The organism is Iodobacter violaceini (assembly GCF_011601265.1).
Classification (GTDB): domain Bacteria; phylum Pseudomonadota; class Gammaproteobacteria; order Burkholderiales; family Chitinibacteraceae; genus Iodobacter; species Iodobacter violaceini.
This window is the reverse complement of sequence record NZ_JAAOLX010000004.1, coordinates 94,993-121,204: the sequence shown is the minus strand read 5'-3', so window position 1 is coordinate 121,204 and position 26,212 is coordinate 94,993. Positions and strand designations below refer to the sequence as shown.

24 protein-coding genes are annotated in these 26,212 nt (G+C 50.6%); 6 read left to right on the top strand and 18 right to left on the bottom strand.

The window, feature by feature from the left end; all coding sequences use genetic code 11:
* Positions 1-2 precede the first annotated feature (2 nt).
* The 9 genes from HA050_RS08915 to HA050_RS08875 all read right to left on the bottom strand — a co-directional run bounded on the left by HA050_RS08915 (position 3) and on the right by HA050_RS08875 (position 7,926).
* Positions 3-608: a hypothetical protein gene (locus HA050_RS08915; RefSeq protein ID WP_166824817.1), complete on the bottom strand. Its 606-nt coding sequence runs from the start codon at positions 606-608 to the stop codon at positions 3-5.
* On the bottom strand, positions 608-2,176 hold the full coding sequence (locus HA050_RS08910) for a substrate-binding and VWA domain-containing protein (protein ID WP_166824814.1): 1,569 nt from the start codon (positions 2,174-2,176) through the stop codon (positions 608-610). The genes HA050_RS08915 and HA050_RS08910 overlap by 1 nt, the downstream gene beginning before the upstream one ends.
* Before the next feature lie 31 nt (positions 2,177-2,207).
* Positions 2,208-3,407 (bottom strand): toxic anion resistance protein, encoded by a 1,200-nt coding sequence (locus HA050_RS08905; RefSeq protein ID WP_166824811.1) that lies wholly within the window; start codon positions 3,405-3,407, stop codon positions 2,208-2,210.
* Between the two features lie 32 nt (positions 3,408-3,439).
* Entirely contained in the window at positions 3,440-4,543 is a 1,104-nt protein-coding gene (locus HA050_RS08900) for a hypothetical protein (protein WP_166824808.1), read from the bottom strand.
* A gap of 292 nt (positions 4,544-4,835) precedes the next feature.
* On the bottom strand, positions 4,836-5,654 hold the full coding sequence (locus HA050_RS08895) for a dienelactone hydrolase family protein (protein ID WP_240929023.1): 819 nt from the start codon (positions 5,652-5,654) through the stop codon (positions 4,836-4,838).
* A gap of 29 nt (positions 5,655-5,683) precedes the next feature.
* Positions 5,684-5,905, bottom strand: a complete 222-nt coding sequence (locus HA050_RS08890; protein ID WP_166824802.1) for a hypothetical protein — start codon at positions 5,903-5,905, stop codon at positions 5,684-5,686.
* A gap of 209 nt (positions 5,906-6,114) precedes the next feature.
* Positions 6,115-6,459, bottom strand: coding sequence for a hypothetical protein (locus HA050_RS08885; RefSeq protein ID WP_166824799.1), 345 nt, complete (start codon positions 6,457-6,459; stop codon positions 6,115-6,117).
* A 42-nt stretch (positions 6,460-6,501) separates the two neighbouring features.
* Positions 6,502-6,849: a hypothetical protein gene (locus tag HA050_RS08880; protein ID WP_166824797.1), complete on the bottom strand. Its 348-nt coding sequence runs from the start codon at positions 6,847-6,849 to the stop codon at positions 6,502-6,504.
* 198 nt (positions 6,850-7,047) lie between these two features.
* Positions 7,048-7,926 carry a C40 family peptidase gene (locus HA050_RS08875; RefSeq protein ID WP_166824794.1) on the bottom strand — a complete coding sequence of 293 codons (879 nt, stop codon included), beginning with the start codon at positions 7,924-7,926 and terminating at the stop codon, positions 7,048-7,050.
* 406 nt (positions 7,927-8,332) lie between these two features.
* Here HA050_RS08875 and HA050_RS08870 point away from each other — a divergent pair, with 406 nt between their 5' ends.
* Positions 8,333-10,018, top strand: coding sequence for an ABC1 kinase family protein (locus HA050_RS08870; protein ID WP_166824791.1), 1,686 nt, complete (start codon positions 8,333-8,335; stop codon positions 10,016-10,018).
* Positions 10,019-10,136: 118 nt separating this feature from the next.
* Here the strand turns inward: HA050_RS08870 and HA050_RS08865 are convergent, their stop codons facing one another.
* The 3 genes from HA050_RS08865 to HA050_RS08855 are packed head-to-tail and all read right to left on the bottom strand — an operon-like array spanning position 10,137 to position 12,564.
* Positions 10,137-10,886 (bottom strand): basic amino acid ABC transporter substrate-binding protein, encoded by a 750-nt coding sequence (locus tag HA050_RS08865; protein ID WP_166824788.1) that lies wholly within the window; start codon positions 10,884-10,886, stop codon positions 10,137-10,139.
* Between the two features lie 52 nt (positions 10,887-10,938).
* On the bottom strand, positions 10,939-11,343 hold the full coding sequence (locus HA050_RS08860; protein ID WP_166824786.1) for a SufE family protein: 405 nt from the start codon (positions 11,341-11,343) through the stop codon (positions 10,939-10,941).
* Between the two features lie 12 nt (positions 11,344-11,355).
* Complete coding sequence (locus tag HA050_RS08855; RefSeq protein WP_166824783.1) at positions 11,356-12,564, bottom strand: aminotransferase class V-fold PLP-dependent enzyme; 1,209 nt, start codon at positions 12,562-12,564, stop codon at positions 11,356-11,358.
* 298 nt (positions 12,565-12,862) lie between these two features.
* On the opposite strand from HA050_RS08855, the gene nudB reads away from it, so the two are divergent.
* Positions 12,863-13,327: a dihydroneopterin triphosphate diphosphatase gene (gene nudB / locus HA050_RS08850; protein ID WP_166824780.1), complete on the top strand. Its 465-nt coding sequence runs from the start codon at positions 12,863-12,865 to the stop codon at positions 13,325-13,327.
* 98 nt (positions 13,328-13,425) lie between these two features.
* Here the strand turns inward: nudB and HA050_RS08845 are convergent, their stop codons facing one another.
* From HA050_RS08845 to HA050_RS08825, 5 genes are all read right to left on the bottom strand, one after another.
* A complete protein-coding gene (locus HA050_RS08845) occupies positions 13,426-19,287 on the bottom strand; it encodes an AAA family ATPase (protein ID WP_205836367.1) in 5,862 nt (1,953 codons plus the stop codon).
* A gap of 264 nt (positions 19,288-19,551) precedes the next feature.
* Entirely contained in the window at positions 19,552-20,484 is a 933-nt protein-coding gene (locus HA050_RS08840; protein WP_166824775.1) for a DHH family phosphoesterase, read from the bottom strand.
* Positions 20,485-20,505: 21 nt separating this feature from the next.
* Positions 20,506-21,453 (bottom strand): SPFH domain-containing protein, encoded by a 948-nt coding sequence (locus HA050_RS08835; protein WP_099398090.1) that lies wholly within the window; start codon positions 21,451-21,453, stop codon positions 20,506-20,508.
* A complete protein-coding gene (locus tag HA050_RS08830; RefSeq protein ID WP_166824772.1) occupies positions 21,453-21,878 on the bottom strand; it encodes an NfeD family protein in 426 nt (141 codons plus the stop codon). Before HA050_RS08830 ends, HA050_RS08835 begins: the two co-directional genes overlap by 1 nt.
* 295 nt (positions 21,879-22,173) lie before the next feature.
* Positions 22,174-22,647, bottom strand: a complete 474-nt coding sequence (locus HA050_RS08825; RefSeq protein WP_099398092.1) for an Lrp/AsnC family transcriptional regulator — start codon at positions 22,645-22,647, stop codon at positions 22,174-22,176.
* A gap of 156 nt (positions 22,648-22,803) precedes the next feature.
* Between HA050_RS08825 and HA050_RS08820 the strand changes: the two genes are divergently transcribed.
* From HA050_RS08820 to HA050_RS08805, 4 genes are all read left to right on the top strand, one after another.
* Positions 22,804-23,589 carry a phenylalanine 4-monooxygenase gene (locus HA050_RS08820; RefSeq protein WP_115227018.1) on the top strand — a complete coding sequence of 262 codons (786 nt, stop codon included), beginning with the start codon at positions 22,804-22,806 and terminating at the stop codon, positions 23,587-23,589.
* Between the two features lie 85 nt (positions 23,590-23,674).
* Positions 23,675-24,757 (top strand): 4-hydroxyphenylpyruvate dioxygenase, encoded by a 1,083-nt coding sequence (gene hppD, locus HA050_RS08815; RefSeq protein ID WP_166824769.1) that lies wholly within the window; start codon positions 23,675-23,677, stop codon positions 24,755-24,757.
* A 159-nt stretch (positions 24,758-24,916) separates the two neighbouring features.
* On the top strand, positions 24,917-25,312 hold the full coding sequence (locus HA050_RS08810) for a DUF4280 domain-containing protein (RefSeq protein WP_099398095.1): 396 nt from the start codon (positions 24,917-24,919) through the stop codon (positions 25,310-25,312).
* Between the two features lie 49 nt (positions 25,313-25,361).
* A complete protein-coding gene (locus HA050_RS08805) occupies positions 25,362-25,631 on the top strand; it encodes a hypothetical protein (RefSeq protein WP_166824766.1) in 270 nt (89 codons plus the stop codon).
* A gap of 27 nt (positions 25,632-25,658) precedes the next feature.
* On the opposite strand, the gene HA050_RS08800 is transcribed toward HA050_RS08805, so the two are convergent.
* Positions 25,659-26,177 carry a toxin-antitoxin system YwqK family antitoxin gene (locus HA050_RS08800; protein ID WP_166824763.1) on the bottom strand — a complete coding sequence of 173 codons (519 nt, stop codon included), beginning with the start codon at positions 26,175-26,177 and terminating at the stop codon, positions 25,659-25,661.
* Between the last annotated feature and the right edge of the window lie 35 nt (positions 26,178-26,212).

The following is a 26,212-nucleotide window of genomic DNA, read 5'->3' as shown; positions in this document are numbered from 1 at the left end:
CTTTAGTGATCAATAAACTGATAGGGCAGAAATTTTTGTTTCAGGTATTCGCCGTGGCTGATGAGTTTATCGGCGTCTTCGCTGTATAGATCGGCGGCCATTTCTGTCAGCTCATTGTGCAGCAACACCAATTGCTCGGTGAGCAGAGTTTGGGCGGTTTTGCCATCGCGCAGGGTATGCATTTTGGCAAAGCTGGCGGGCAGCGCCAGATAATTGCCGATGGTGGCGGGCAAATCACGGCTCACGGTATTGGCCAGCTCAATACGGGCGGTGGCAGGAAAAGCAGGGTTGGCAAAGCGCGGTGCCAGTTCATGTATCAGTGCTTGAATCTGGCCAAGGCGGTCGCGTGGCCCGGCGGGCAGGCGTGGGCCAAAATCGGCACAGATGGCGTCTATGGCCTGATCAACCGGCATTTGGGGAAGCTGTTCTAAAATGGGCGGGCGGCTTGGGGGCAGAATCAGCCAGCCAAACAGATAGGCACCGATTGTGAGCGGCAGCCACCACGCGTGGATAATCCCGCCAAAAAACAGCGCCAGCACCAGGAGTGCGCAGACGCTGCCAGTGATATTGCGATTGCTGTAAATAAAGAGCATCAGGCGGGTCGGCATTACTGGTAGCCCCGAATATCTTTAAACGCGGCTTGCAGGCCAGCTTTGTTGGCGTCAAAAACGCGGCCGCCGCTGGCTTGGGTCAGCACTTCCAGCTCCTCACTTTTTGCCTCGCCAAAGAGCACGGCAAAAATGCGAATATGCTGTTGCCGGGGCTGCAGCGTGCTGAACCATTGTTTGAATTCTTCCAGCGTCATGCCGTCATTATTGATGCCATCGGTCATTAATAGTAAGGAATAAACGCGGTCCGGGTCTTTGCTCTGGCGTAGCAGTGCGGCCTCATACGCGGCTTTAGCAGCGGTATAAATAGCGGTGCCACCGGTGGTTTGCAGCTGGCTGGCGTAATCACTAAAGGCTTGCAGCAGCTTGGCATTGCTGGCTTTATCGCTGCTTAATGACCAAAGCTGCTGGTCTTCTACATGATCTGAAAAGCGCAGCAGCGCGATGCGTTCTCTGTCACGCAGCTTGGTATAGCGGCCAGACAGGCTGCTGTCGCTGCCAGCCAAACCCGTCAGCGAGTAGCGAAGTTGCTCAATTCGCTGGCCTTGCATTGATCCGCTGACATCCACCACAAAGGTGGAATCGGCGGGGCGGCGCAGGGTGTTGAGGTAGGCATCGAGCAGGCCATCCACTACTTCCAGTTTGGCAGGGAAGGCCAGCTCAAAATAATCCTGGCTGGCGATAATAGGTTTGACGGATGCATTCACCGGCTGACGATAGCTGGCTTTATTCATGGCCTGCTGAAATTCTGCGCCTTTCAGGTAGGCCACGAGTTTATCGTAAGCAGCGCGCTGTGATTCTTTAAGTAGCATAAAAGGATAGTCAGCAGTGATCACGCCATCCTTAGGGTAAATCAGCGTCAGCGGCTCTTTTAAGCGGCTATTCATGCCATGCAATACCGATGCGTAATTTACGATGCCATCCAGATTGGCAGCTTCTTTTTCATATACTTCGGCTAGCCAGCCTGACGATCCGGCGGTAAGGGATTGTGCCTTAGCAAAGGCGGTGAGTGTTTTAAAATCGATGTCTTTTAGCTCTAGTGCGTCGCCTTTGCCTGCCACGGCCGAGGCTAAGCCTAAAATAGCAGCAAAACCGGTGTTTGAGCTGGCGGGGCTGCTCATCGCAAAATGCAGCTTGCCAGCGCCGGCCGCATCGGCAATATCACGCCAGCTTGGCGCTTTGTCTGGATCGGCCCAGCCAAGCGCTTTGGCTTTATAGGTTTTTAGTCCAAGCACCACCGGCGAAATCATGGTGCGCTCGCTGGCCTTAATTCTGGCTTTGGCGGCTGGGGTGAGCAATGCATATTTATTGCTGGCCAGCCAGGCAAAATCGTACTCCGCCCCCGATTGGATTTGCTCTACAGCATCTAAAGTACCCGCGTATTTCAACTTAAGTTTGATGCCGGTTGCTGCCGTAATTTGCGGTAAAAGCGGCTCGATATCTTTAAGCTCAGAACCCGCCAACACGGTGAGTGCATCGTCGTTGAGAAGGGCGGCCATTTGCGGTGTTTTTTCGCAAGCAGTCAGCAAAAGTAGCGAGGCAAGCAGCAGGGCAAATGTTTTGCGCATAGTGGGGCTCATTAGCTGGCGATCAAATGGGTTAAAGCTTTACCGGCCCATCGCTGGTGCTGCTGCTTAGCGATGGGCGCACGCTTTCACCCTGTGCCCGGTCTACATAGGTTTGGGCGCGCTCGATTTGCTGGCGGATTAACTCATTATTTTTGCCCATCACGCCGATGGCTTCGGAGCGGAATTTATCCATTGCATCCATCGCGGCAAAGGATTGATCAAACATAGATTGAATCCGCTCAATGCCTATTAGCGGCGAGCTGGCAAATTCACCGGTTTTTTGCACATGGGTGTTGAGTGCCTTGCCGCTTTGCTCGATCAAATCGCCAATGGTGCCGGATACGCCTTGCAGCATATTCATCACTTCAATTTGATTACCCGTCGCGCGGGCCACCGTGGTGGCAACTGCCAGTGCCGACATCCCGGTGGTGGCCACGCGGCTGCAGCCATTGGCCATTTCGCGGCCGGTCTTTTTTAAGATTTCCATTGCCATATAGCCGTTAACGGTAACGGCCATCTGCGTTTGCATATCGCTGACATTTTGCCTTGCATAAAACAGCACTTCTTGCTCAAGCGCACGGGCGCGCTCGGCATCGCTGGTTTTTAGCCTTTCCACTTCACCAGCAAGACGTTGATCCAGCTCGCGGGCAAAGTGAATCGCTGCGCCTAGTTTTTGCATCGCATCCCACAGCTTTTGCTTGATGGTTTCAATCTCTGTGGCGTCTTTCAGCATATCGTCGCGGGCGGCGTGCACCTGCTGTAATGCCGTATTGAGCTGTGTGCCTGCGGATTGAAACTTGCGAAAATAAGCTTTGAGCTTGTTACCAAAGGGGATCAGTCCGAGGATTTTATTTTCGGATAATAAATCGCCTTGCTTGCCCGGGTTTAGCTCATCCAGTTGGCTGCGTAATGCACCAATGGCTTTAAAGGCCGCGCTATCTTCCACCCCAGCCAGATTGCGATCCATAAACCGGCCCGTCATCAGGCCCGCTGCTTGTGATATTTCTTCCCTGCCCAGATGAAACGCAGCATCGAGCTTTTGCTTAAAGCTATCGCTGCTGACGTCTTCAGCCACCAGTGCACTGACAAAGCGGCTGACTTGTTCTTCGACCTTGCTTTTTAGCTCGCTGCTGAGCGGGGCCATTTCTGGCGCACGCTCTGCAGGCACCGCAATCACTACTTCTGGTGGGGTTAGAACGAGGGCTTCCGGGGGCTGCAGGGTATCGCTCATGGTTTACTCCTGTTGGGTGTTTGGGCTTGGGATTACTTCAACTGCTGAGCAATGCCTTCAATCATGCGCTCCAGCATTCCAAAGCTGGGCGGGTCGATCACGTCGACAAGCGTGGTTGGTGCGGAGAGCTTTTTCTGCTTTAAAAACTCGGAAAAATGCGCAATTGCGCTGCCCCGATAGCCATACTCCGCAGCGAGCTTTTGCAGCTCAGGATCGTGCTCCAGCGCCTCACCCACCCGATTGCCCGCTTCGGTAAACGGCACCAGCACATGCTTGGTAAATGCGGTGGGTTGCGGGTAGAGCAGCAGCATGTCCGGGTTGGCTTGGGGGAGCTTAGATTGGAATTCTAAAAACTGCGATTCATACACCATCACCAGCGGCGCTTTGCCGATGCCCATACTGGTGTAATCATCAAATGGCCCTGCGGAGCTGGATTCCTGAAACCCTTGCTTAAGAAACAGCGGGCTGACTAAGGGTAAAACTTTTTGCACTTCTGCATCGGATTGCACCACATTATTATCATTGAGTAAGTAGCTTGCCAGCGCCAGATACATCGCTCCAGAGTTAGACTTACGTACATCGGTGCAAGAAATTAAAATTGAGCGGCCACTATCGTAAGCGGTGTTGTTTTTTAGCTCGCGCCAGCGTTTACCCTCGCTGATAAACTCCAGTAAGCGCTTCATATCACTAATGTAGTAAGCCCCATCCCGGCGCTGGACAAGGCCGTTGCTTTCCAGCATGGGAATCAGTTTTTGCCATGAGGCTACGGCCATGGGGGTGAAAAAAGGCGTGTAGAGTTTTTGCGCCTTCATCACTTGCTTTAAGCGTAATGCTGCAGGACTGCCCGCGGGGTGGCCAAAATCAAAGCTTTTTAAATCAGGGTGCACGGCCATCTCGCGCGAGCCGGCTTTTTGCACTTCTACTTGTAAACCCAAGCGGGCAAAGGCCTGGATCACCCGTGGATCGCGGTAGAACGGCTCTTTTTCAGAGCCAATTAAGCCACGGGCCAGGCTTAGCTTGCCAGCCTGCGCCGCTGCGCCATCTGTTTTTTGCTTATCGTGAGCAGAAAAAAACAGCCCGAGTAAAACGGCTATTCCCAGAATGCCAGCCAACAGGGGGCCAATAATCTTGCGCAAGACTGCTCCTTTAGCAAATTGATGTACTGTGCATGGCTTAAGCCTGACAGGCCGTCAGCGGTTGTTGACGAGCGGTACGCCGCCGTAAATTAAAGCTGAAGCCGTATTGGCTTTCAGTAGTTGCAGGTATTTGTGGTGAGTATGGAGAAGAATATGCGTGCAGTGTGTTACAAATAAATGACAGGATGGTAATGAATCCAGTCGGGATGAGGCTTAAGGGGGTGACAAGCAGACGTAAGAATCCACGCCGCAGCAGGGCGCCTTCCCTTAAATGGCAGGCTTTGATAAAACATCAAACGCCAAAGCGTTTAAACCAATCCAGCATCATTTTCCAGCCATCCTGAGCTGCGGCAGGGTGGTAGCTGGGGCGGTAATCTGCGTTAAAGCCATGGCTGGCATTGTCGTAAACCACGATATTAAAAGGCTGGGCCTGCGGGCGCAGCGCCTTGCGCATTTGCTCTACCGATTCAAGCGAAATGCCCTGATCTTTGCCCGCGTATAAGCCTAAAACCGGGGACTTTATTTTTTGTGCAATATCGATGGGGTGCTGCGGATTACTGCTGCTGGTTTGCCCTGTCAGCCGCCCATACCAGGCTACGCTGGCTTTGATTTTTGGATTGTGCGCAGCATACAGCCAGGTAATACGGCCTCCCCAGCAAAAGCCTGTGACGGCAAGGCGTTGTGGGTCTCCGCCATGCGTGACTGCCCATGCCGCTGTGCGGTCTAAATCCGCCAATACCTGCTCATCCGGCACTTTGCTGACTAATTCTTTGACCAGTAATTGTGTATCCGTAAACTGGCGCGGGTCGCCCTGGCGGTAATACAGCTCAGGTGCAATGGCTAAATAACCCAGCCTGGCTAAACGCCTGCAAAGATCCTGAATATGCTCGTGTACGCCAAAGATTTCCTGGATCACAATCACGGTGGGCAGCGCCTGAGTGGCCTGCTCTGGCTGTGCGCGATAGGCAGGCATCTCCCCGATATTTACTGGCCCTGCCAGTAAACCCTGGCTGTCTGTTTGAATAGTGGATGCGGCGACCGGCCTGACTGCCAGGGCAAAGCCTGCGGCTAAACTGGTTTTAAGAAAAATACGGCGAGCGGCTTCAGGCATGGTTTCTTCCAACATAAGCAATCAGTTTCTTAAAAGAAGAGCGGCATGTTTTCTGCGTTTACCTGCTCAAGGATAAATGGAGCACTCTGGCCTTCGATTCCTCTGACTAAGGTTTCGCAGGCGTAAGATGCGCCAGTTTGTATATCAATAATCGGCTGAAAAGCCATGGTGAATTTAAAGCTCAGATTTTTGGCGTCTCTGCAGTCTTTGCAACTGGACGGGCTGAAGGGCGTGGAAAATTGCGTATTCATTTTGTTCACCTCTGAGTAAATCACCATCAGCAGACTAAGGGTTTTGCCGGTTTACCGCTTAAGCTGCGAATCGATCCGGTCTTACCTTTTTGTTTGTGTTGTTTTTTTGTAAGGTTGTGTGCTGTTTTATAGGTAGTTTAGTCATGATGCATTCGGATTGCATGGGCGAATTACTTTATCTGCCGTAGCGGGTTTTTGAATTGAACTGTTTAGTTTTGATATTCCCGCAATAGAGCTTTCACTTTGGGGGCAAGCGGGGAGTCTTTGGGTAAGCGCTGATTCAGTTTATTTAAGTCGGCAGCAATTGTGTCGCATCTGAGTTTATCCATTTCCTGGCTTACCTCTTTATCCCGCTCAGACTGATTACCTCCAAATTCGCCTGAAAAATGCAGGCAATCTTCGGCGCGGCGGATGATTTTTTTTGTTTTCTTGCCGGTGGCGGGCGATGCAGCAGGCGTGCTCTGGCTGCTGATATGGGGTTTGGCAAAAGGGGCCGGGCTCTTATTGCAGGAGATCAGCGTGAGCGCCATCAGCAAAATAAATGAAATTCGCATTGTTTTTAATTTTCAGTAAGTCGTGGTGCCAGAGCAGGACGATTAAGCTTCAATAAAAGTTGTGCCAGACAGGGGCTTGTATTCAATATGTACAGGAACCCCGCTATTGTTTTCTACACACCAAAACCCGTGGGGGAGCTCGTATGTTCTGGATCCTGTTTCTTTGGGATTGTTTGGAAATGAATAAGAAGACGTATATTCAATTTTCGGGAGCGGGGCACGAGGGGTGACTTTTCTGTGGAACATCATGAGCGGAATGTTTTGATTTTCAGCGAGCTGGCCGGATACATGGAGTTTAATTGTCCATCTCATGCTGGCTGGCGTGCTGATGCTCAGGCGTACTTCGGCCGCAGGGTAGCCTGTATAGGACTGCTTATCTTGCAAGTACATTGCTGTTTCCTGTGCAATAGTCAAAAAAACAATGGATTTGTTTTGAAGTGGTCATGGTGAATGCTGTCAATTGCAGACAGCATTCAGTGTAGAAGAGCGGTGGCGTTAAGGCAAAGAGAGGGAGGCTTGCTTGGGTTCAGCCAGCTACAGGCGCAAAAAGCCACACCGCGGCAGGCGGTGTGGCTGGGAGGGGGTGGTTTACTTGTGCTTTTTCTTGCTGGTGCTGCTGTGTTTTGCTTTAGGTGCAGCTTTGCCTGATTTAGCCGCCGTGTTTCTGCTTGCTTTGCTGACCTTAGATACTGTTTTGCTGGTCTTTTTATAAGTGGCCGCTTTGCTGGTTTTGCTGCGGCTGCTTGCGCTTTCCCTGGCTGTTTTAGGGGCTTCGCAAACCTGGTGTTTTTTGCCTTTGCGCTTAATGGTTTTACATACCGGTTTGCTGCTGGCTGCAGCGCTTACTTTGGACGAGCCGGTATTTTTAGGGACACTGGCTAACAGCGCCGCCATATTAACCGGCGTGCCGCCTGTGCCATCATAGCGGCGGGCTCCGGTAAAGCGTGAGCTCCAGTAGCTTTGATTCAGATTGGTGATTTCAACGCTTTTACCCGCTCGTGGTGAGTGGATAAAACGGTTGTCACCCATATAAATGCCCACATGCGAAAACGTGCGGCCCAGTGTGTTAAAAAACACGAGATCGCCGGGTTTCAGCTCTTCCTTATCGATGTTTGAGCCGGATTGCGCCATTCCAAGTGCATTGTGGGGCAGGGCAATATTCATCGAGTTTTGAAACACATAGCGCACAAAGCCACTGCAATCGAGGCCCGCTTCGGGTGTGGCGCCTCCCCATTTGTATTTCACGCCAATTAAGCTCATGGCTTGCAAGAGCATGTCTTGCGCAGGGGCGTAATCGGGTTTTACATCAGACTTAGCTTTGCGGGAGCGGGGGGTGTTAGGGGTGGTCGTTGCCGGAGCAGCTTGCTCAACGGCGGGATCGACCTCGATGGTGGGCAGTTCATCGGCATAGGCCGGAAGTGCACAAATGCCCACGAATAATGTGCTGATTAATCTAATCCATTTCATGTGGGAATGATGGCTCTGATTGTGCAGGGGCTAGCCTGCTTTGGGTTGTTGGGGAGTCCGCTATTTAAGCTCAATGGATCAGGTGCCGTATGAGGGCATTTCAAAGGGGTAAATACCCTGCCTGATTGCATATTGGAGCATTAAATTTTAAGGAACTGTAAGCAGTTGCCAATATTAACATGTTCATTCAGGCAGGAAAATTGGAATACTTGTGTGCGAATTTAGCCAGGCTCTGTTTTAGATGCGCAATGCAGATTAACCTGGCTGTCATTATTCTTCTGTTTGTATTTAATTGGCTTATATTATTTGCAAGATAAGCCCACTTGAATGCGCATTTATGATAGAAATACTCCGCTGTTTCTCTCCTTGGCCCCCGGCTGTTTTTATGATTTTTACGGATAAATAAATGCTGAAAGAAACCTTTACCGTGATGCGCGATTTGCCTCGGGTGCGTGAAATTGTGGCTGTTCTGGTGCGGCATGGTTTGGGCAATCTGGTGCAAAGGCTGGGCTTATCCAAAGGCCTTGAGCGTGCCAGCGATTTACTGCATTTGCCGGGTAATCATGAGGCCGAGCTGCTTGAATCTCCTGTGCGGGTGCGCCGTGCGCTTGAAGAGCTTGGGCCTGCTTTTGTCAAGCTGGGCCAGGTGCTGGCCACGCGGGTGGATATGTTTCCGCCGGAATGGATTGCTGAATTTGAAAAATTGCAAAGCAATGTGCCGCCGGTTGATTTTGCGCTGATTCTGCCTGAATTAACCACTTTGCTGGGCCAGGATCCGGCCGGTATTTTCCTGGAGCTTGATCCGCTCCCGGCAGGCGCGGCTTCTATTGCGCAAGTGCACAGGGCAAAATTATTTGATGGCACCGAGGTAGTGTTAAAGATTCGCCGCCCCGGCATTATTCCTAAAATTGAGGCAGATTTACGCATATTGCGGCATATCGCCTCATTAATGGAATTTGAATTTCCTGAATCGCGCCGCTATCAGCCGGTTAAAATTGCTGAAGAGTTTTCTAAATCTTTACGCCGCGAATTAAATTTTTCAACTGAGGCCAGAAACTCTGAACGCTTTGCACAAAATTTTAAAACCCATTTGGATATTGTCATTCCTAAAGTGTATTGGGAATGGACATCAGAAAGCCTGAATGTGCAGAGTTATATCGGTGGCGTGGCCGGTAATGATTTATCCGGCGTGGATGCAGCCGGGCTGGATCGCTGCATTCTGGCATCCCGCGGGGCTGATGCGGTGCTTAAAATGGTGCTGATTGATGGCTATTTTCATGCGGATCCGCATCCGGGCAATGTAAAGTATTTGCCGGATAATCAAATCGCCTTTTTAGATTTTGGCATGGTGGGGCGTCTTCCCCATCCGCGCCGGGATCAGATTGTAGATTTACTGGCGGCATTAGCGCAGCGTGATGAGAATGGCATTTTAAATGTGCTGCTGGAGTGGACAGGCGATACGGTGGTGGATGAAGAAAAACTCATCGCTGATATTGCCGGCTTTATGTTTGATTATGAAAATCTGGCTTTAAAAGATATTCGCTTTGGTAATTTATTAAATGATGTGGTGCAAATGATGCGCGAGCATCAGATTACCCTGCCTTCAGATTTAACCCTTTTATTTAAAGCCCTGATTACCCTTGAAGGGTTGGGCAGGCAGCTTGATCCGAATTTTCAAATGGTTACTCACTTAACACCGTTTGTAAAAGAAGTGATTCTGGCGCGCTACAGCCCGCGATCACTAATGAAACGCAGTAAAGAGGGCGTATTTGAAGCGGTGCAATTATTAAGCGGCCTGCCCCGGGATATTGGTAAGCTGATTAAGCAGGCAAGGCGGGGTAATTTACGTATTGATCTGGATTTAAAGCGGCTGGATCAGTTTGGCCAGCAAATTACCCGCAGCGCCAATCGCCTGACGATGGGAATTGTGACGGGAGCTTTGATTATTGGCTCTTCGATTGTTATGACGGTGCAGGCGGGGCCAACGATCTTTGGATTACCTTTATTGGGTTTTATCGGCTTTGTGCTGGCCGTATTAAATACAATCTGGCTGGTGCTGTCGATTTGGATATCGGGTAAAGAAGAAATTTAATGGTTGTGGCGTCATTGCTATTTTTTTATAAAATGGCGCTTGCTCTGTGATATCTGTGTTCATCCAGCCATAAAAAAATCGCCCCGTGAGGCGATTTTTTTATGGGCAGCAAGGCAGATTACTTGCCGAAATACTTGGCGTAAATCTTTTGGTAAGAGCCATCAGCTTTTACATCTGCCAGGCCTTTATTGAGCTTGGCCAGCAGGGCTGCATTGCCTTTTTTAACTGCGATGCCGTAAAACTCTTTGTCAAAGCTGGCGTCGTCAATCAGCTTGAAGCCAGAGTTAGGGTTGTTGATCAGGTAGTTTTTAACCACGCTGTTATCACCAATCACTGCGTCTACACCGCCGGATTTTAATTCTTGCAAGGCCAGCACAATGGATTCATAGCGGCGGATATTGGTGTTGCCTTTACCAAAATGCTTTTGTGCCACGATATCGCCTGTGGTGCCGTTTTGTACGGCCATTTTCTTGGTTTTCAGGTCAGCTAATTTTGCAATCGGGCTTTTGGCAGAAACCACGATCAGTTGCTTGGCTTCAAAGTAAGGCGCAGTGAAATCCATTGATCTCTGGCGCTCTGGGGTAATGGTCACGGCCGCAATCACGATATCGCGTTCGCCATTATTCAGGCCTGCAAACAAGCCTTCCCATGGGGTGTTGATCAGTTTGATCTGCACACCTGCTTTGCTGGCCACTGCCTGAATCAGATCGGCATCGAACCCTTCTACTTCTTGCTTTTTATTCAGGGTTTCGAATGGGGCAAAAGTAGCATCGGAGCCAACGGTCAGTACACGTTCGGCGGCAACAGCGGGCATAACCATTACACTGCTGGCGATTAAAGCTGCAACTAACTGACGTAAGTTTTTCATTAAATCTTCCTTGTGTACGAGGGATAACAGGATACTTTGCTGACAAATGGCGTCAATGCGGGCCAGTAATAATTGCATTGTGAATTTTACCAATTATGGCTTTTACCCCATTGCCACGGGATGCAGAGAGAAAACGGGTTAATCCCAGCGCAATCAGCCAGGCTTCACAGTCAAAATCGCTGATTTCCTGACGTGTTTTGCCCTGATAAGCCGCCATGAGTAAGACAAGTAAGCCTTTTACAATGCGGGATTCACTGTCTGCTGCCAATTGGATATATTCACCTTGCCAGCTGATTTTGAGCCATGCGGTGCTCTCGCAACCCACAATGCGGTTTTCATCATTTAATTCTGTGGCGGGCAGCGGGGCCAAATCACGGGCCAGCTGCACCAGCAGGCGGTTTTTTCCTTCCCAGCCATGGGCGCTGGCCAGCTTACTTTCTATTTCTGCTTTATTCATGAAAGTCCTGTTTTAAGCCAGTAAGGCCAGTGTTTCGCTTAAGCCTGTCAGCAGAGAGGTCACATCGTCTGCGGTGTTATAGGCGGCAAAAGAGGCTCGCAGGGTTCCCTGCAGCCCAAGGCTGCTGAGTAAGGGCTGGGCGCAGTGATTGCCAACGCGTACCGCAATCTCTCTGGCATCCAGAAACTGGGCAACATCATAGGGATGAGCTTCGCTGAAAGCGACAGAAACAACCGGGCCTTTGTGTGTGGCTGTGCCAATTACACGCAGGCCACCGATCTGCCCGAGTCCTTGCTCCAGCTGCTGGCGTAAAGCATCTTCATGCCGGGCGATCGCCGGGCGGTCCTGGGCTTGCAGCCAGTCCAGCGCGGCGGCAAAGCCAACGGTCTGGGCGATGGCGGGGGTGCCGGCTTCAAAACGGGCGGGGGCCGGGGCATAGCTGGTGGTTTCAAAAGAAACGCGCTCTATCATTTCGCCCCCTCCCTGCCATGGTGGCATGGCTGCCAAAATTTCGGCTCTGGCCCATAGCGCGCCTATGCCGGTGGGGCCGTACACTTTATGGCTGGAAAACACATAAAAATCGGCATCAAGTGCTTGTACGTCGATGGTTTTGTGCGCCACGGCCTGAGCGCCGTCGATTAATACTCTGGCGCCAAAACGGTGCGCTGCGGCAATTAAATCTGCGACGGGCAGCTCGCTGCCGATGGCGTTGGAGATATGAGTAAGGCCAACCAGCCTGGTTTTATCTGAAAGCAGTGTATGAAAGTGTTCAATATCCAGGCTGCCATCACTGAGTAAACGCACGGGTCTGATGATGGCACCACACCGTGCAGCCAGCATCTGCCATGGCACAATATTGGCGTGGTGCTCCAGCGTGGTAAGGATGATTTCGTCACCAGCGTGCAAATTGGCCGCACCCCAGCTTTGCGCCACTAAATTGATGGCTTCGGTTGTACCGCGGGTAAAGACAATTTCATCGCTGGAAGCCGCATGAATAAAACGAGCCACGCTGGCTCGTGCGCCTTCAAATGCATCGGTGGCGGCTACGGCGAGGCGGTGCGAGCCACGATGCACATTCGCATTGGCTGTTTCGTAAAAATGACGCTCAGCATCCAGCACCGCCAGAGGCTTTTGCGTGGTGGCGGCGTTGTCGAGGTAAATTAAGCCAGGAGCGCGCATCAGTAAAGGAAACTGGGCGCGAAGGGCGTGGGCATCAAACATAGTGGCTCAACAATCTGTACAGGCCGCGATTGTAGCGCGACTAGGGTTTTTTCTCATGGGAAAGAATGCTGGGGCATACCTGCAAATGCGGTTTGCATGCTGTGCCGGGTATTTTGAAAACTCCAAATAAAATATCTTAAAAGATGATGAGCAGGGAGTTAAGAATAAATAAGGAGTAAAGGGTGCTGCCGCAGGTCTTTACGATTTGCTGTGCGGCCTGCGTTTTTTATGCAATGAAGTTGTGAGCGGGCGGCCGCATGGTTTAAGCTTTGTTCTTTGATGGCCTCTTTATTTTTTTATGACAACTCCAACTTCAGTAAGGCCTTACAAGCAGGCAGTGTCTGCGCTGATTGTGATTCACACGCCTGATTTGCAGGTGCTGCTTATGGAGCGGACTGATTTTAATGAGGCATGGCAGTCGGTTACAGGCAGCCGCGAGGGGGATGAATCGCTTGAGCAAACGGCGCGCCGTGAAGTCTTTGAAGAAACCGGCATCGATACGGCTTTATACAAATTACGTAATTGGCAGCAAAGTCACGATTTCGAGATTTTTGAAATCTGGCGTCACCGTTATGCACCCGGTATCACACACAATACTGAGCATGTGTTTAGCCTGGAAGTACCTGCTGTGATGGCGGTGACGCTGGCTGAAGGCGAACATCGCCGCTTTAAATGGGTGAATTGGTCGCAAGCCGCCGAAATGGTGTTTTCGCCATCGAATGCCGATGCTATCCGCAGCCTGCCGGAGCGTTGCGCGCACTAAGTTCGTCTCTTTACCTATTAAGCCTGCAGACACAAAGCACACATAGAAAACCTAAAGTACTCAAGGGGTACTTTGTGTGCGCTGTGATTTTTAATAAACTAGGACTTATTGCTCAGCCATTTTTTGAGCAGGATGTTCAGCTGCAGTGGAATGATAGGCTTGGCAAGATGATCGTTCATGCCGACTTCGGCGCAGGTTTTTTTATGCGATTCCAGTGCATCTGCGGTGAGTGCAATAACAGGGGTTAAATCGCCCCTTGCACGCATTTGCCGTGTGGCTTCCAGCCCGTCCATGATAGGCATTTGTAAATCCATAAACACCAAGTCATAGTGATGGCTGCTGAGTTTACTCAGCGCCTCTGCCCCGTTGTTTGCTTCGTCGCAGCTGATTTTTAACAGCGACAGCAGCTCTCTTGCCACCAGCCGGTTAATGGCCACATCGTCTACCACCAGAATATGTTTGCCTTCAAAGCTTAAGGCTTTTTCCGGCGTTTCCGGGGCTTGTGCTTCTGGCGTTTCAGCAGCAACAGCCAGATCCAGGCTAAAGCTGAACTGGCTGCCAACGCCAGGCTGGCTGCTTACCGTGATGTCCCCGCCCATTAAATTGGCTAATTTTTTGCTGATGGATAATCCCAGCCCCGTGCCGCCAAATTGCCGGGTTGTTGAGTTGTCTGCCTGAATAAAGGGCTGAAAAAGGCGGCTGATCTGCTCTGCAGTCATTCCGATTCCCTGGTCGCTGATAGTAAACAGCAGCCGTGTTTCGCTCAGGCTGCTCAGCTCCAGTTGTACGCGTCCTTGCTGGGTGAATTTAATGGCATTGCCCAGTAAATTAATCAGGATTTGGGTTAAGCGTAAGGCGTCGCCCTTGCGCCACTCGGCAAATTGCCCGGGCAAAATCAGCTGTAAAGTGAGGCCTTTTTCTTCGGCCCTAAAGCGCAGTAGCGAAATGACCTGAGTCACAATATTGCGGCAGGAAAAAGTTTCGTTTTCTAAATTAAGGCGCTCTGCCTCTATTTTTGAAAAATCCAGAATATCGTCAATGAGCGCAATTAAGGTGTTGGTCGATTGCGTCAGTTTAGTCAGGTAATCGCTTTGTTTTTCATCCAGATCCGTATGCTTCATCAAGTGGGCAATGCCATGAATCGCATTGAGCGGCGTGCGGATTTCATGGCTCATATTAGCGAGGAAAGCGCTTTTAGCCTTGGTGGCCGCTTCGGCCGCTTCTTTGGCGTGATTAAGCTCGGTGATATCCATCATGGTGGCTTCAATATGGCTGGGCTCGCCTTCGGTGTTGTACAGAAGGCGGCTCGTTGTCAGCACATCCAGCACATGGCCGTTGCTATTGCGAATCTTAATGGCGTAGCGGCTGACTCTTTCGTGCTTCAGTATCATTTCTTGTAATTGTTTTTGTTCCTGAGGGTTTTCAAAAAAGCAAAGCGCACTTTGCCCAAGCAGGGCTTCTGCGCTGCCAACCCCCAGGATATCCAGCATGGCGGAGTTAATGGCGAGAATTTTGCCGCTGGCCAGCTCGGTTTTCATATACCCCGTCAGCATGCTTTCAACAATGGCACGAAAGCGTGATTCGCTCTCTCTGAGTGCTTTTTCGATGCGGTTTCTTTCTGCTAGTTCATTTTCTAAGTGCTGGTTAACGGCGCTGAGTTCCTGGGTGCGAATTTCAACACGGCTTTCCAGCTCATCGTACAAGCGCGCATTTTCCATTGAAATAGCGGCTTGCGTTGACAGGGCATGAATGACTTCCTGCCTCGCCAGGGTGAAAGTCCCTGCCGCCAGAGGGTTTTCAAGGTAGTAAACGCCAAGCAGCACGCCTTGCTTGATAATCGGCCCGCACAAAACAGACTTAACGCGGGTGTTATGTACATAGGAATCACGCTGAAAGCGCTCGTCAAGGCCGGCATCATCCAGTGCGACGGTTTCTAAGGTGCGCCAGACATACTGCAGGATAGAGGCCGCAACCGGCAGACTGTGGCTGTTTCTGGGGCGTACGGTGATGGTGTTGTTTTCGATAATTCCAACCGTCTTAAGCCGGGGCTGGCCGTCTTCTGCCAGAATCAGCGCGCCCATGGTGGCACCGGCGCTTTCGATCATCAGCTCGGTTAAGCGCACCAGCAGCGGGTCGAGCGCCAGCTCGCTGGCAATGGCCTGCGATGCTTTTAATACACCGGCAGAAGAGAGCGCCCGGCCATGAAATACGTCTTCTTCGGGTGGGATAAATTGCCAGACTGCGCTGTATTCGTGGCTTAAAGATTTGGCCAGCCCCTGCGCACCCCAGTGCTGCAAGCTGGAAATTGCGTTTTTAAGGTGGTGGGTGGCATAAATGGGGTAGCCGTGCTCAACCCATAGTTTACAGGCATGTATTTCCGCCAGCGCCATATCCTGAGTAAACCCCTGGCTGCGCGCGGCAGTCACCGATTGATGGCAGCAGGCAAGGGCGACTTCATGCTGGCCATTGAGCTGGGCAATCTGAGCATTAAGCAAAAGCAGTTTGTGCGAGAAATTGGCAGGGCAATCATGGCTCCATGCCGCCAGCTGTTCGCGGCAGAATTCTATTTCTTCCCGCTCTTTTTCAGAGGGCGAGCGATTGGCAAGCCCCATCGCCAGACACCAGAGCACATCAAAATTGGCAATAAAGCCCATGATGTAACGGCTGAGCATCAGCCCCTGGCGGGCATGCTGAATGACTTCTTCGTAACGCCCGGCAAACAGCATGCGCTGGGCGCGGTAGATATGATAAAAGCACAGCGAAGAGCGGCTGTCTCTTTGTTCGCATTCTTGTACAAAAATAGCCTCGTTGGGTGTGTTGCCATCCCATGTATCGGCAGTGAAAGCCAGTACAGAAAAATGTAAGGCATTGAGGGTGTCGATTGCCCACTGGTTTTTACTGGCGATCGAAGATTGCAATGTTTGCCCGATACGCTCGCTTAATTTAGACAAAGGCAAACCGCTGATATAGCGATGCAGCACATCGGCGCAGTAAAGATAACCGGTGAACTGCTGATCCCCTGTCATCAGGCCTGCATTAATGCTGTCCTGAATCAGCGGCAGTGAATCATGTAGTGGTTTTACCCAGGGTAAGCAGCCTACGGCATAGGGCCAGCCTGTTTTGCATTTAAGCGCCTGCGCATCCAGCGGGTTAATCAGTTGATAACCCAGGCTGGCAAACTCAAAGCCGCGCTGATGCTGGCCAAATAAGCTGCCCAGTAATACACCAAATGTGCCATAGCCCTTGCAAATCTCTATCGAGTTGCCATATTCCAGCGCGGTAAGCACCATGCGGGAAATAATAAAGGGGTAGTAGCGCGGATGGCCAAAAGAGGTGGAGGTATCCAGATTAAGCAGCGTTTTTTGGATAAGCTGTTGGGTCGGGTCACTGAGTACCGGTAATTGCAGCAGATCGGCCGGGCTGCGGTCTTTCATTTTTTCTTCGATTTGGGCGAGGATTTCCTGAAAGGCAGCTTCAGGGTCATTGGGCCAGACTAAGCCCAGTAATTCCAGTGCCTCTTTGCCCGCTTCAATGGCGCCCTGGTAATCGGCACTGAGTGTTTTGCCGATGATTAACAGATTCTGAAACTCTGCTTTTTCTCTGGCTGTATGAAGCTGCGGCATGGTTTTCAGAATAATGGCTTCTGAGCCAGCTAAATCCCCGGAAAGAAATGTCGCTTGTGCCTGTGTGTAGTGCATGCGCAGCCGCAGCGGGTAGTCGCAGTCTGCATGTTCGTCTTCATTCAACAGGCGCTGTGCATTATTTGTAAACTGCCTGGCGCTGGCGTAGGCGGCAGAAGTAATGGCTTTGGTGGCCGTTTGTAAAAATAAATCAGCTAAATAGCGGTTTTGCTCCGGATCGCCTGCTTGTAAAAAGAGATCTAATCCTGCGCTGAATTGCTGGGCAATAATAAAAAGCTGTTCCTGAAACTGTGTGCCAACACGGTTGCTGGCCAGGTGGCGGGCAATGCGTAAATGGGTTTCCTGCTGCTCTGTATCGCTGAGTAACGAATAGGCGGCTTGTTGCACTCTGTCGTGCATAAAACGGATTTGCCTGGGCTTGCCCGAATCGGTCGGGATTTCTGTCATCAGCTCGGCCTGGCGTAATACATGCAGGCTTTCATTGGCTTTGGCCTGAGTCAGCCCGGTAATGGCGGCCAGATCACTGAGGCTGCATAAATTACCAAAGCAGGCGGCCGCGCTGGCCAGTGCCTGCACATGGTGAGGCAGCCGGTGCAGCTGCTCAATCACAAGATCGACTACGTTTTCGGCGACATTGTGGGTGGCAAGGCGGCTGATATCCCATACCCACATCCGTGTTTCTCTGTCCCAGTAGATAAACGCTTCATCAACCAGTGTGCGCAGCAGCTTACCCATAAAAAAAGGATTGCCGCCGGTTTTTTTATGGATCAGGTTGGCAAGCGAGAAAGTAGGCTCGGTGGTGTGCAGGATATCAATTAAAAAATCGTTCACCTGTGCTGGCGTGAGCGGGGCCAGCTCAAGCAGGGTGCTGCGTACATTTTGTGTTTGCCACTCGGCCTGCGCCAGCAACAGAGGGTGGCCGGAAACCACATCGGTATTGCGATAAGCACCGATCAGCAGCAGGTGTTTATTGTGGATATTGGTGAGCAGCTGGCCCATTAAATCCAGACTGGCCGGGTCTGCCCATTGTAAATCGTCTAAAAACAACACCAGGGGTGATTGGCGGTGGCATATCCCCTGAATAAAATCGATCAGCGTTTTGTTGTAGCGGTGGCGCAGCTCTGCCGGACCCAGCTCGGCAACAGGCGGCTGTGGCCCGATCAGCCACTGCAGGGCAGGAATGGCATCAATTAAAATTTGTGCGTTACTGCCTACAGCGGCAAGAACACGTTTTTTCCAGTGATCTGTATTGGGCTCGGCCAGCCACTGGCGGATCAGCTTGTCAAACGCACTTGATAGTGCGGCGTAGGGAATGCTGCGCTGATACTGGTCGAACTTTCCTTCAATAAAAAAGCCGCCCGCCATAATGATGTCGGGCCTGAGCGATTGCACCAGCGAGCTTTTGCCAATGCCGGAATAGCCGGAAATGAGTACCACTTCAGCGGCCTGGCTCTGGCTGCGGGCAAAGGCATCAAGCAGACCCAGCCTTTGGTAATCCCGGCCATAAAGCGTGTTGGATGAATGAAGTACGCCTGGCTCATCGTCTTCGCCCAGAGGGAACGCAGCGGTCAGCCCGTTAGACAGCCGGTCTGTACAGCGCTGTAAATCATGCGCAAGGCCCGCAGCGGTGTGGTAGCGCTTTTCGGGGATTTTTTCCAGCAGCTTCATGATGATGGCGGAAAGCGCTTGCGGTGTATCAGAGATCTCGCTCGGCGCGGTGGGTATTTTGGCCAGATGAGCGTGAATTAAAGACAGCGTGTCATTGCTGTTAAACGGCAGTTGCCCCGTAAACATCCGGTAGCAAATCACCCCCAGCGTGTATAAATCGCTGCGCGGATTCACATCCGAGCGCAGGCGGCCGGTTTGCTCAGGAGAAAAATACGCAGCACGGTGTTTTTGCGGGTCTGTCTCACCGCCATCGGCCATGCCCACAAAGCGAATGCTGTGATCCGGGGCGATAATGATGTGATCCGGCCAGAGCCTGCCGTGTGGTTTGCCGCTGGCGTGTAAAACGGCCAGCGCCTGGGCAATGGCGGTGGTGCGCTGAAGTTTTCTGGCTAAGGTGATGGCCAGCTGGAGGGTGGTGCTGGCGCTGTGCCCTGATTCGCTGATCAGGTCTTCTAGGGTGCGGCCCGGGCAATCGCTTAAAACCAGCACCATTGATGCACCATGCTTGAATAAATCAAGCACCTGCGGCGTATGTTTGGTCTGGAGCTGGTCGAGTATTTCCCGTTCGCTGTTTAAGGTGATGCTGGCCCTGGGGAGTGATGCAATACGCAGGATGCAGGCCGTGCCGTCAGCGCGGACGGCGCGAACCATGCTTCCTGTCACATCTTGATACAGTGTGTTTTTCAGACTGTAGCCGGGAATGTCCACACTTACTCCAAGGGTCTGGCTGGAAGCGTTTGTTCTGTTTAAGGTGAAAAACCACCTTCGCTTAGTCAGCAATCAAAAGGCCTGAAAAAAAAGGTGCAGGCAGTGGTATCGCTCCTTAGGCGGGGCTATTGAGCAGCGCTTAGCCGTCAATGATCTTTAAAGTTCAAGCGTCATTGCCATGCCGGCAGGCATGGATTTTACCTGCAATCAACCATCTGCCGTAATTTTGAGTACTAATTCACGTAATACTTTATTGGCATCTTCATTGGCCACCTGGCAGGTGCCGGCATTTTCATGTCCGCCACCACCGTATTCCAGCATCAGCTCGCCAATATTGGTTTGTGAGCTGCGGTTAATAATGGATTTGCCCGTGGCATAAACTGTATTTTGCTGGTGAAGGCCCCACAGCATATGAATTGAAATATTGCATTGCGGATAAAGCGCATAAATCATAAAACGATTGGTGGCGTAAATTGTTTCTTCATTGCGCAAATCAAGCACCACTAAATTATCGTAAATACGGCTGCAATTAATGAGTTGTTCTTTGGCTTGCGGTGCGTGCTCAAAATAGACTTCAATGCGTTCCTGCACATCAGGCAGGGCCAGAATATCTTCGATACCGTGGCTGCCGCAGTATTTAATTAAATCCATCATCAGCTGATAATTGGATATTCTGAAATTCTTAAAGCGCCCCAGCCCGGTGCGCGCATCCATCAGGTAATTAAGCAGTACCCAATCTCTGGGACTCAGGATTTCTTCGCGGGTAAATTCGGCTGAATCTGCTTTATCCACTGCAATCATCATATCGTCGCTGATTTTAGGAAAAGCGGCTTTGCCGCCGTAATAGTCATAAACCACACGGGCGGCAGAGGGGGCTTTGGGATCAATAATATGATTACTTTTTTCACCGACAGTACGAATGGTTTCGGAAAGGTGGTGATCAAAGGATAAATATGCACCCGCCACATAGGGCAGATTGGTGGTGATGTCATTGGCGGTAATGGCGATCTTGCCGTCCTGCATATCTTTGGGGTGGACAAACAAAATATCGTCGATCATATCCAGCTCAGTTAATAGCACCGCGCAGACTAAACCATCGAAATCACTGCGGGTAACGAGGCGGTATTTGGGTTCTGACATGGCGCTATTTCCTTACGTGGATTAAGACTGTGGGGGTTTAATCACAGACATTGCAGTGGCCACCATGCCCGCCACATCGCTGGCGTTGGCGGGCAGCAGCATGGTATTGCCTTCTTTTGCAATATTGGCAAAGGCTGCGACATATTGCTCGGCTACTTTTAAATTCACCGCTTCCAGTCCGCCCGGTTGCTTAATGGTTTGAGCCACCATATGAATTGCTTCGGCTGTGGCGCGCGCAACAAGGCGTAAGGCTTCTGCCTCGCCTTCGGCTTTGTTGATTGCGGCTTGTTTTTCGCCTTCGGACGCATTAATGGCGGCTTGCCGCTCACCTTCTGAGCGCTGGATGGATGCCTCGCGCTGGCCGGTGGCTAAGTTAATTTGTTCTTGCTTTACCCCTTCGGATTGCGCAATCCGGCCGCGCTTTTCGCGCTCGGCGGTAATTTGCTGCTGCATGGAGTGCAAGATTTCTTTGGGCGGTGTTAAGTCTTTGATCTCATAGCGTAAGACCTTAACGCCCCAGCTGCGTGCGGCCTCATCCAGCGCATTGACTACGGCCGCATTGATGTCGTCCCGCTCTTCAAATGTTTTGTCCAGCTCCAGCTTGCCGATCACCGAGCGCAACGTGGTTTGTGCCAGCTGCATAATGGCCATCACGTAATCTGATGTGCCGTAGGAAGCCAGCTTGGGGTCGGTAACCTGATAATACAAAAGGCCATCTACTTGCAGCTGGGTATTGTCCCGTGTAATGCAAATCTGGGAGGGTACATCCAGCGGGATTTCTTTCAGGGAAAGGTTGTAAGCCACCCTGTCGATAAAGGGCACGATAAAGCTTAAACCCGGTTGTAATACGGAATGAAATTTACCAAGGCGTTCAATAATAAGGGCGTGCTGCTGAGGCACAACCTTAAATGTTTTTGCGATGAAAATGACTGCAATAATTAAAAAGAAAAAGGGAAATCCGAATTCCATCAGGAGTGCCTTAGTGGTAAGTGGTTAAGAATAAGAGAGCTGCCCTGTGTGGCAATAATCGTGTAATTGTTTAAGCCTGTGTCTGCATCTGCTGCCAGCTCCGCATCCCATAATGTGCCGCGGTAACGCACCCGCGCGCGCCGTTCGCCCTGCCATTCCACAATCTCGACCAGCTGGCCGATATCACTGCTGATTTGCTCCGGGCTGGCTTTGCGTGTGCTGTGCCATTGCCTGAGTGTGGCCACAGCCAAAAGACCAATCAGGGCGGCACTGCTGGCCTGCGCCGCAAAACCAAAACCCAGCCATGCGGCTAAGGCCGCGCTGATCAGCCCTGTGGCTACTGCCAGTAAGTAAAAGGTGCCTGTCAGCATTTCTAATCCGGCAAGAATCGCTGCCATGATGAGCCAGAGAGTTGTTGAACTCATTACGCTGTGTCTTTTGATATGAATATCTGCTTTGGTATAGCTGAAATACCCAGGCTCTGGCAAGCGGTAAGGAAGACTTCCATCAGCTTGTTGATGGAAAATAGACAGTATGTAAGTTTTAGAATATGGATATTTTTGTTTTTTCTGTAAGACCTGTGTAGGCAGGTGCGATTTTCGGGGGGGGCTTTGTTAGGAGTGGCTCTGCCAGCGAAAGTTCGGCAGTCATTGTGATTAAAGTGATTTGGGTAAAGAAGGGGAGTAAGGGGTGAGGCAGCAGTGGCCTCACCCCTGGCCTTTATGGATTGAGATGACTTAAAGGCAGGTGTGTGGTGTTTTTAAATTCTTTTAATACAAAGCTTGATTTGATATCGGCAATGCCCGGGTGCTGCAGCAGTTGCCCCATAACAAATTTTGAAAAGTGGGTCATGTCTTCAAAATACACCTGCAGCAGATAATCCATTTCCCCGGTCATGGCATAGCAGTTCACCACTTCCGGCCATTCTTGGATGGCGGTCACGAATTCCTGCAGATGACTGTGCCCGCGTTTTTCTAAAGAAACACGGATAAATGCCTGCAATCCCAGCCCGATTAAAAGCGGATCCAAAAGTGCAACATATTTGCGAATAACACCACTATCTTCGAGTTGTTTGAGCCTGCGCAAGCATGGTGAAGGAGACAAAGCGATGATTTCTGCCAGCTCTACATTGCTTAAACGGCCATGCAACTGAAGCTCATTCAGAATTTTAATATCAGTCCTATCTAGTTCCATGGTGTTTTCTCCCCTTGTTTTATGTTTAATTAGTGATAAATTGCATAAATATTTATTTTATTGGCATTTTAGAAGCAAAATTGCTCGACACTTTTTGTAAAATGAAAAGCTAGTGTAGAACAGTTGCTGTGAAAAATACCATTTAGGAGAAGTCTTGTGTATACCGATGAAGCAGCAACCCTCAGATCTGATATGCAAATGTCTGTGCCAGACGCTGTACTTGATATTCGTTCTTATCCAGTACCGCAATACACCGATGTTGAGCATCAGACCTGGGCCACGCTGATTGCCAACCAAAAAGCGGTATTGCCGGGCCGTCTTTGCCACGCTTTTCTGGATGGTATCGAACAAGTTGGCTTTCCCTGTGATCGTATTCCAAGTCTGGTGGAAATCAGCGACAAGATTGAAGCCCTCTCTGGCTGGAAGCTGACTCGTGTGTCCGGGATTGTGCCGGATGAAGATTTTTTTAAGTTATTAGCTCAGCGCATTTTTCCTTCTACCGATTTTATTCGTAAGCCGGATGAAATTGGCTATACCCCTGCACCGGATATGTTCCATGATTTATTGGGGCACGCGCCGCTGCTGACTCATCCCCGTTTTGCTGCATTTTTTGAAGCCTTTGGCCGTGCGGGAGTGCGTGCTTTTGAGCTGGATCACCCCGCTAAAATGTGGTTGCCGCGTCTTTACTGGTACACCGTAGAGTTTGGCCTGATCGAAGAAGCAGACGGGCTGCGTATTTTTGGTGCGGGTATTGCGTCCTCTCCCAAAGAAGTGATGTTCAGTTTGTCTGATCAAACCCGTAAACACGAATTTGATATCGAAAAAGTGGCAGAAACGGCATATGACATATGGCATATGCAGGAAGATTTGTTTGTGATTAAAAGCTTTGATGCATTGGAAGACGATTTTTCAAAATGGACCGCTAAGCACGGTCTAAATTAACCCGATATGGCAATGCCGTGGTGATATTTTTAATAAATTGAATCACGGCATTTTTATGTCTGGGTTTCACCTACTGGAGAGATAGATGAAAATGGAAAAACCAAGCATTAACCCACTTGAAACCAATGGTTTTGAGTTTGTGGAATACACAGGTAATACTCAGGAAGCGTTAGATAACCTGAAAGCCCTGTTTATTTCACTGGGTTTTGTGGAAATCGCACGGCACAGAAGCAAAAATGCCAGCTTGTTCCGCCAGGGTGAAATTAATTTCATTGTTAACGGCGAGCCTACACAGCCAGCCAGCCAGTTTGCCGCCATTCACGGCCCGTCCGCTTGTGCTATGGCCTGGCGCGTGGCCGATGCTGATCGCGCTTATAAATATGCGATTGAGCACGGTGCTAAACCTTATAACCGCCCAATTGGTTTTATGGAGCTTAATATCCCGGCGGTGGAAGGGATTGGCGGTTCGGCTCTTTATTTTGTGGATCGCTATGGCCAGGATCAGAATATCTATGACGTTGATTTCGTGCCGCTTGAAGGTGTGGATCAGCATCCGGTGGGGGTCGGTTTATACGAAGTGGATCACCTTACCCATAATGTGATGCGCGGCAATATGGATGTTTGGTCAGGCTTTTATGAAAACATCGCTAATTTCCGTGAAATTCGTTATTTCGATATTGAAGGCAAACTGACTGGCCTGGTTTCCCGCGCCATGACCAGCCCTTGCGGCAAGATTCGTATTCCAATTAATGAATCATCTGATGATAAAAGCCAGATTGAAGAATTTTTGCGCCAATATCAGGGCGAAGGCATTCAGCATATTGCGCTTGCCACCAATGATATTTTTGCCACAGTAGAATCATTAAAAGCCAGTGGTACACGTTTCCTTGATACCCCGGACAGCTACTACGACCGCACTGATGCGCGCCTGCCAGGCCATGGTGAAGATTTAGAGCGCCTGCGTAAAAATCGTATCCTGATTGATGGCGCACCAACCGAAGGCGGCGGTATCCTGCTGCAAATCTTTACCGAAACCGTGATCGGGCCGATTTTCTTTGAAATTATTCAGCGTAAAGGTAATGAAGGTTTTGGCGAAGGCAACTTTAAGGCCCTGTTTGAATCGATCGAAGACGATCAGGTTCGCCGTGGTGTATTAAGCGCAGATTAAGCTATATCTCTTTGCGCCCATAAAACCCGCCATACGCGATTGCTTGTGGCGGGTTTTATATTTTAAGCTGACTTTGTGCTTTCATTTGTCGATAATAAGGTTATGCAGGATGAGTACCTTGCCGGGGACATCGCAGATATTGGCTTATAAGGAGAAACCATGGGAAGCCCACAGGTTTGCAGTGGTGCCTCTTTGCAATGCAGCTTTGGTGCTGCGCCCGGCACTTTAAATGTTTTGCCGCTGAACCGCTGCATGGCCGGTGGCATGCCTGCTGCCAATATTATGGATTACATTCCCATTGTGAATGTTGCGCCATTTGGCACGTGCATGAGCCCGGCCAATCCTATGGTGGCAGCGGCAACAGCGGCCGCGCTGGGGGTGCTTACCCCTATGCCGTGTATTCCAATGACTGCCGCGCCGTGGATACCTGGCGGCGCGCCTACGGTGCTGATTGGCAGCATGCCTGCGCTTAACTCGGGCGGCATGCTGATGTGTAACTGGGGCGGGGTGATTAAGATTGTGATGCCTGGGCAGATGCAGGATTTAATCGCCTAGTATGCACGGCCATGCCACAATAGCGGGCTTATAAAACTGCAGTTTATCCATGTCTACAAGCAACCCATTCAGCCTGCTTAATCTCAACCCAGACGAGCAACGCGTATGTGCGCTGCTGCAAAAGCAGCGCCAGTGCACCAGTGTTGAGCTGATCAGCAAGGCCAAAGTCACCAATCCCAGTGCGGTGATTGATGGCATTAATCAGCAACTGACTGCCGCAAAAAGCCAGTGGCTGATTCAATGCAGCGCAACGCGCAGCACAGGCCGCCAATCGGCCGCGCCTGTGGGCTATTACCGGCTGCTTAAAAAGCTGTTTTAGCCGGGCCTCTGTTTAAATAAAAGAGGCTTATGTTTTTAGCCACGTTTTTATTTTAGAGATGGGCTTGCCATCTTCTCCAAGTAATTTGCCATCGCTTGCAAACTGCTGAACGTCTTCATCGCTTAGCCCATTTTTAAAATGCTGGCGCTCGGCTACTTGCCCATTGGGGTGATAACGCAGCTGTTCGCCATGTTGCAGCCCTGCCTGGTAGTGCTCCAGCTGGGCCACTTTGCCGTTATTAAAATAATTCTTAGCCACACCCTGTAATTGCCCCTGCTGGTAGATGCATTCCCGCTGCAATGCGCCTTGCGGCGAGAAGAATTTGGCCGGGCCGTGTAAGAGGCCTGCTTGATAATGAAGCTGTGCAGATGGCTTGCCATTGGGATGCATCATCAGCATCGGTCCGTGCAGATCGCCATTTTTGTATTGCATACTGGCGAGGGGTTTTTTGGCATCCAGCACCTTAAAAGGCCCGTCCAGCGCGCCTTCATTTATCGTGCCGCTCAGCGTGCTGCTGCCGCGTTCCAGTTCAAAAGGCTGACTCATGATGGCCTCGGTTTGAGTGTAGTGAAATGTTAAAA

Excerpts from the sequence above, each read along its gene's own strand:
- HA050_RS08810 (WP_099398095.1), top strand. The coding sequence starts at position 24,917 with ATGGGAAGCCCACAGGTTTGCAGTGGTGCCTCTTTGCAATGCAGCTTT.
- HA050_RS08870 (WP_166824791.1), top strand. The coding sequence starts at position 8,333 with ATGCTGAAAGAAACCTTTACCGTGATGCGCGATTTGCCTCGGGTGCGT.
- HA050_RS08910 (WP_166824814.1), bottom strand. The coding sequence starts at position 2,176 with ATGCGCAAAACATTTGCCCTGCTGCTTGCCTCGCTACTTTTGCTGACT.
- HA050_RS08845 (WP_205836367.1), bottom strand. The coding sequence starts at position 19,287 with ATGGTTCGCGCCGTCCGCGCTGACGGCACGGCCTGCATCCTGCGTATT.
- HA050_RS08915 (WP_166824817.1), bottom strand. The coding sequence starts at position 608 with ATGCCGACCCGCCTGATGCTCTTTATTTACAGCAATCGCAATATCACT.
- nudB (WP_166824780.1), top strand. The coding sequence starts at position 12,863 with ATGACAACTCCAACTTCAGTAAGGCCTTACAAGCAGGCAGTGTCTGCG.
- HA050_RS08840 (WP_166824775.1), bottom strand. The coding sequence starts at position 20,484 with ATGTCAGAACCCAAATACCGCCTCGTTACCCGCAGTGATTTCGATGGT.
- HA050_RS08905 (WP_166824811.1), bottom strand. The coding sequence starts at position 3,407 with ATGAGCGATACCCTGCAGCCCCCGGAAGCCCTCGTTCTAACCCCACCA.
- HA050_RS08895 (WP_240929023.1), bottom strand. The coding sequence starts at position 5,654 with ATGCCTGAAGCCGCTCGCCGTATTTTTCTTAAAACCAGTTTAGCCGCA.
- HA050_RS08890 (WP_166824802.1), bottom strand. The coding sequence starts at position 5,905 with ATGAATACGCAATTTTCCACGCCCTTCAGCCCGTCCAGTTGCAAAGAC.
- HA050_RS08800 (WP_166824763.1), bottom strand. The coding sequence starts at position 26,177 with ATGAGTCAGCCTTTTGAACTGGAACGCGGCAGCAGCACGCTGAGCGGC.
- HA050_RS08855 (WP_166824783.1), bottom strand. The coding sequence starts at position 12,564 with ATGTTTGATGCCCACGCCCTTCGCGCCCAGTTTCCTTTACTGATGCGC.
- HA050_RS08865 (WP_166824788.1), bottom strand. The coding sequence starts at position 10,886 with ATGAAAAACTTACGTCAGTTAGTTGCAGCTTTAATCGCCAGCAGTGTA.
- HA050_RS08885 (WP_166824799.1), bottom strand. The coding sequence starts at position 6,459 with ATGCGAATTTCATTTATTTTGCTGATGGCGCTCACGCTGATCTCCTGC.
- hppD (WP_166824769.1), top strand. The coding sequence starts at position 23,675 with ATGAAAATGGAAAAACCAAGCATTAACCCACTTGAAACCAATGGTTTT.
- HA050_RS08805 (WP_166824766.1), top strand. The coding sequence starts at position 25,362 with ATGTCTACAAGCAACCCATTCAGCCTGCTTAATCTCAACCCAGACGAG.
- HA050_RS08860 (WP_166824786.1), bottom strand. The coding sequence starts at position 11,343 with ATGAATAAAGCAGAAATAGAAAGTAAGCTGGCCAGCGCCCATGGCTGG.
- HA050_RS08875 (WP_166824794.1), bottom strand. The coding sequence starts at position 7,926 with ATGAAATGGATTAGATTAATCAGCACATTATTCGTGGGCATTTGTGCA.
- HA050_RS08825 (WP_099398092.1), bottom strand. The coding sequence starts at position 22,647 with ATGGAACTAGATAGGACTGATATTAAAATTCTGAATGAGCTTCAGTTG.
- HA050_RS08835 (WP_099398090.1), bottom strand. The coding sequence starts at position 21,453 with ATGGAATTCGGATTTCCCTTTTTCTTTTTAATTATTGCAGTCATTTTC.
- HA050_RS08830 (WP_166824772.1), bottom strand. The coding sequence starts at position 21,878 with ATGAGTTCAACAACTCTCTGGCTCATCATGGCAGCGATTCTTGCCGGA.
- HA050_RS08880 (WP_166824797.1), bottom strand. The coding sequence starts at position 6,849 with ATGTACTTGCAAGATAAGCAGTCCTATACAGGCTACCCTGCGGCCGAA.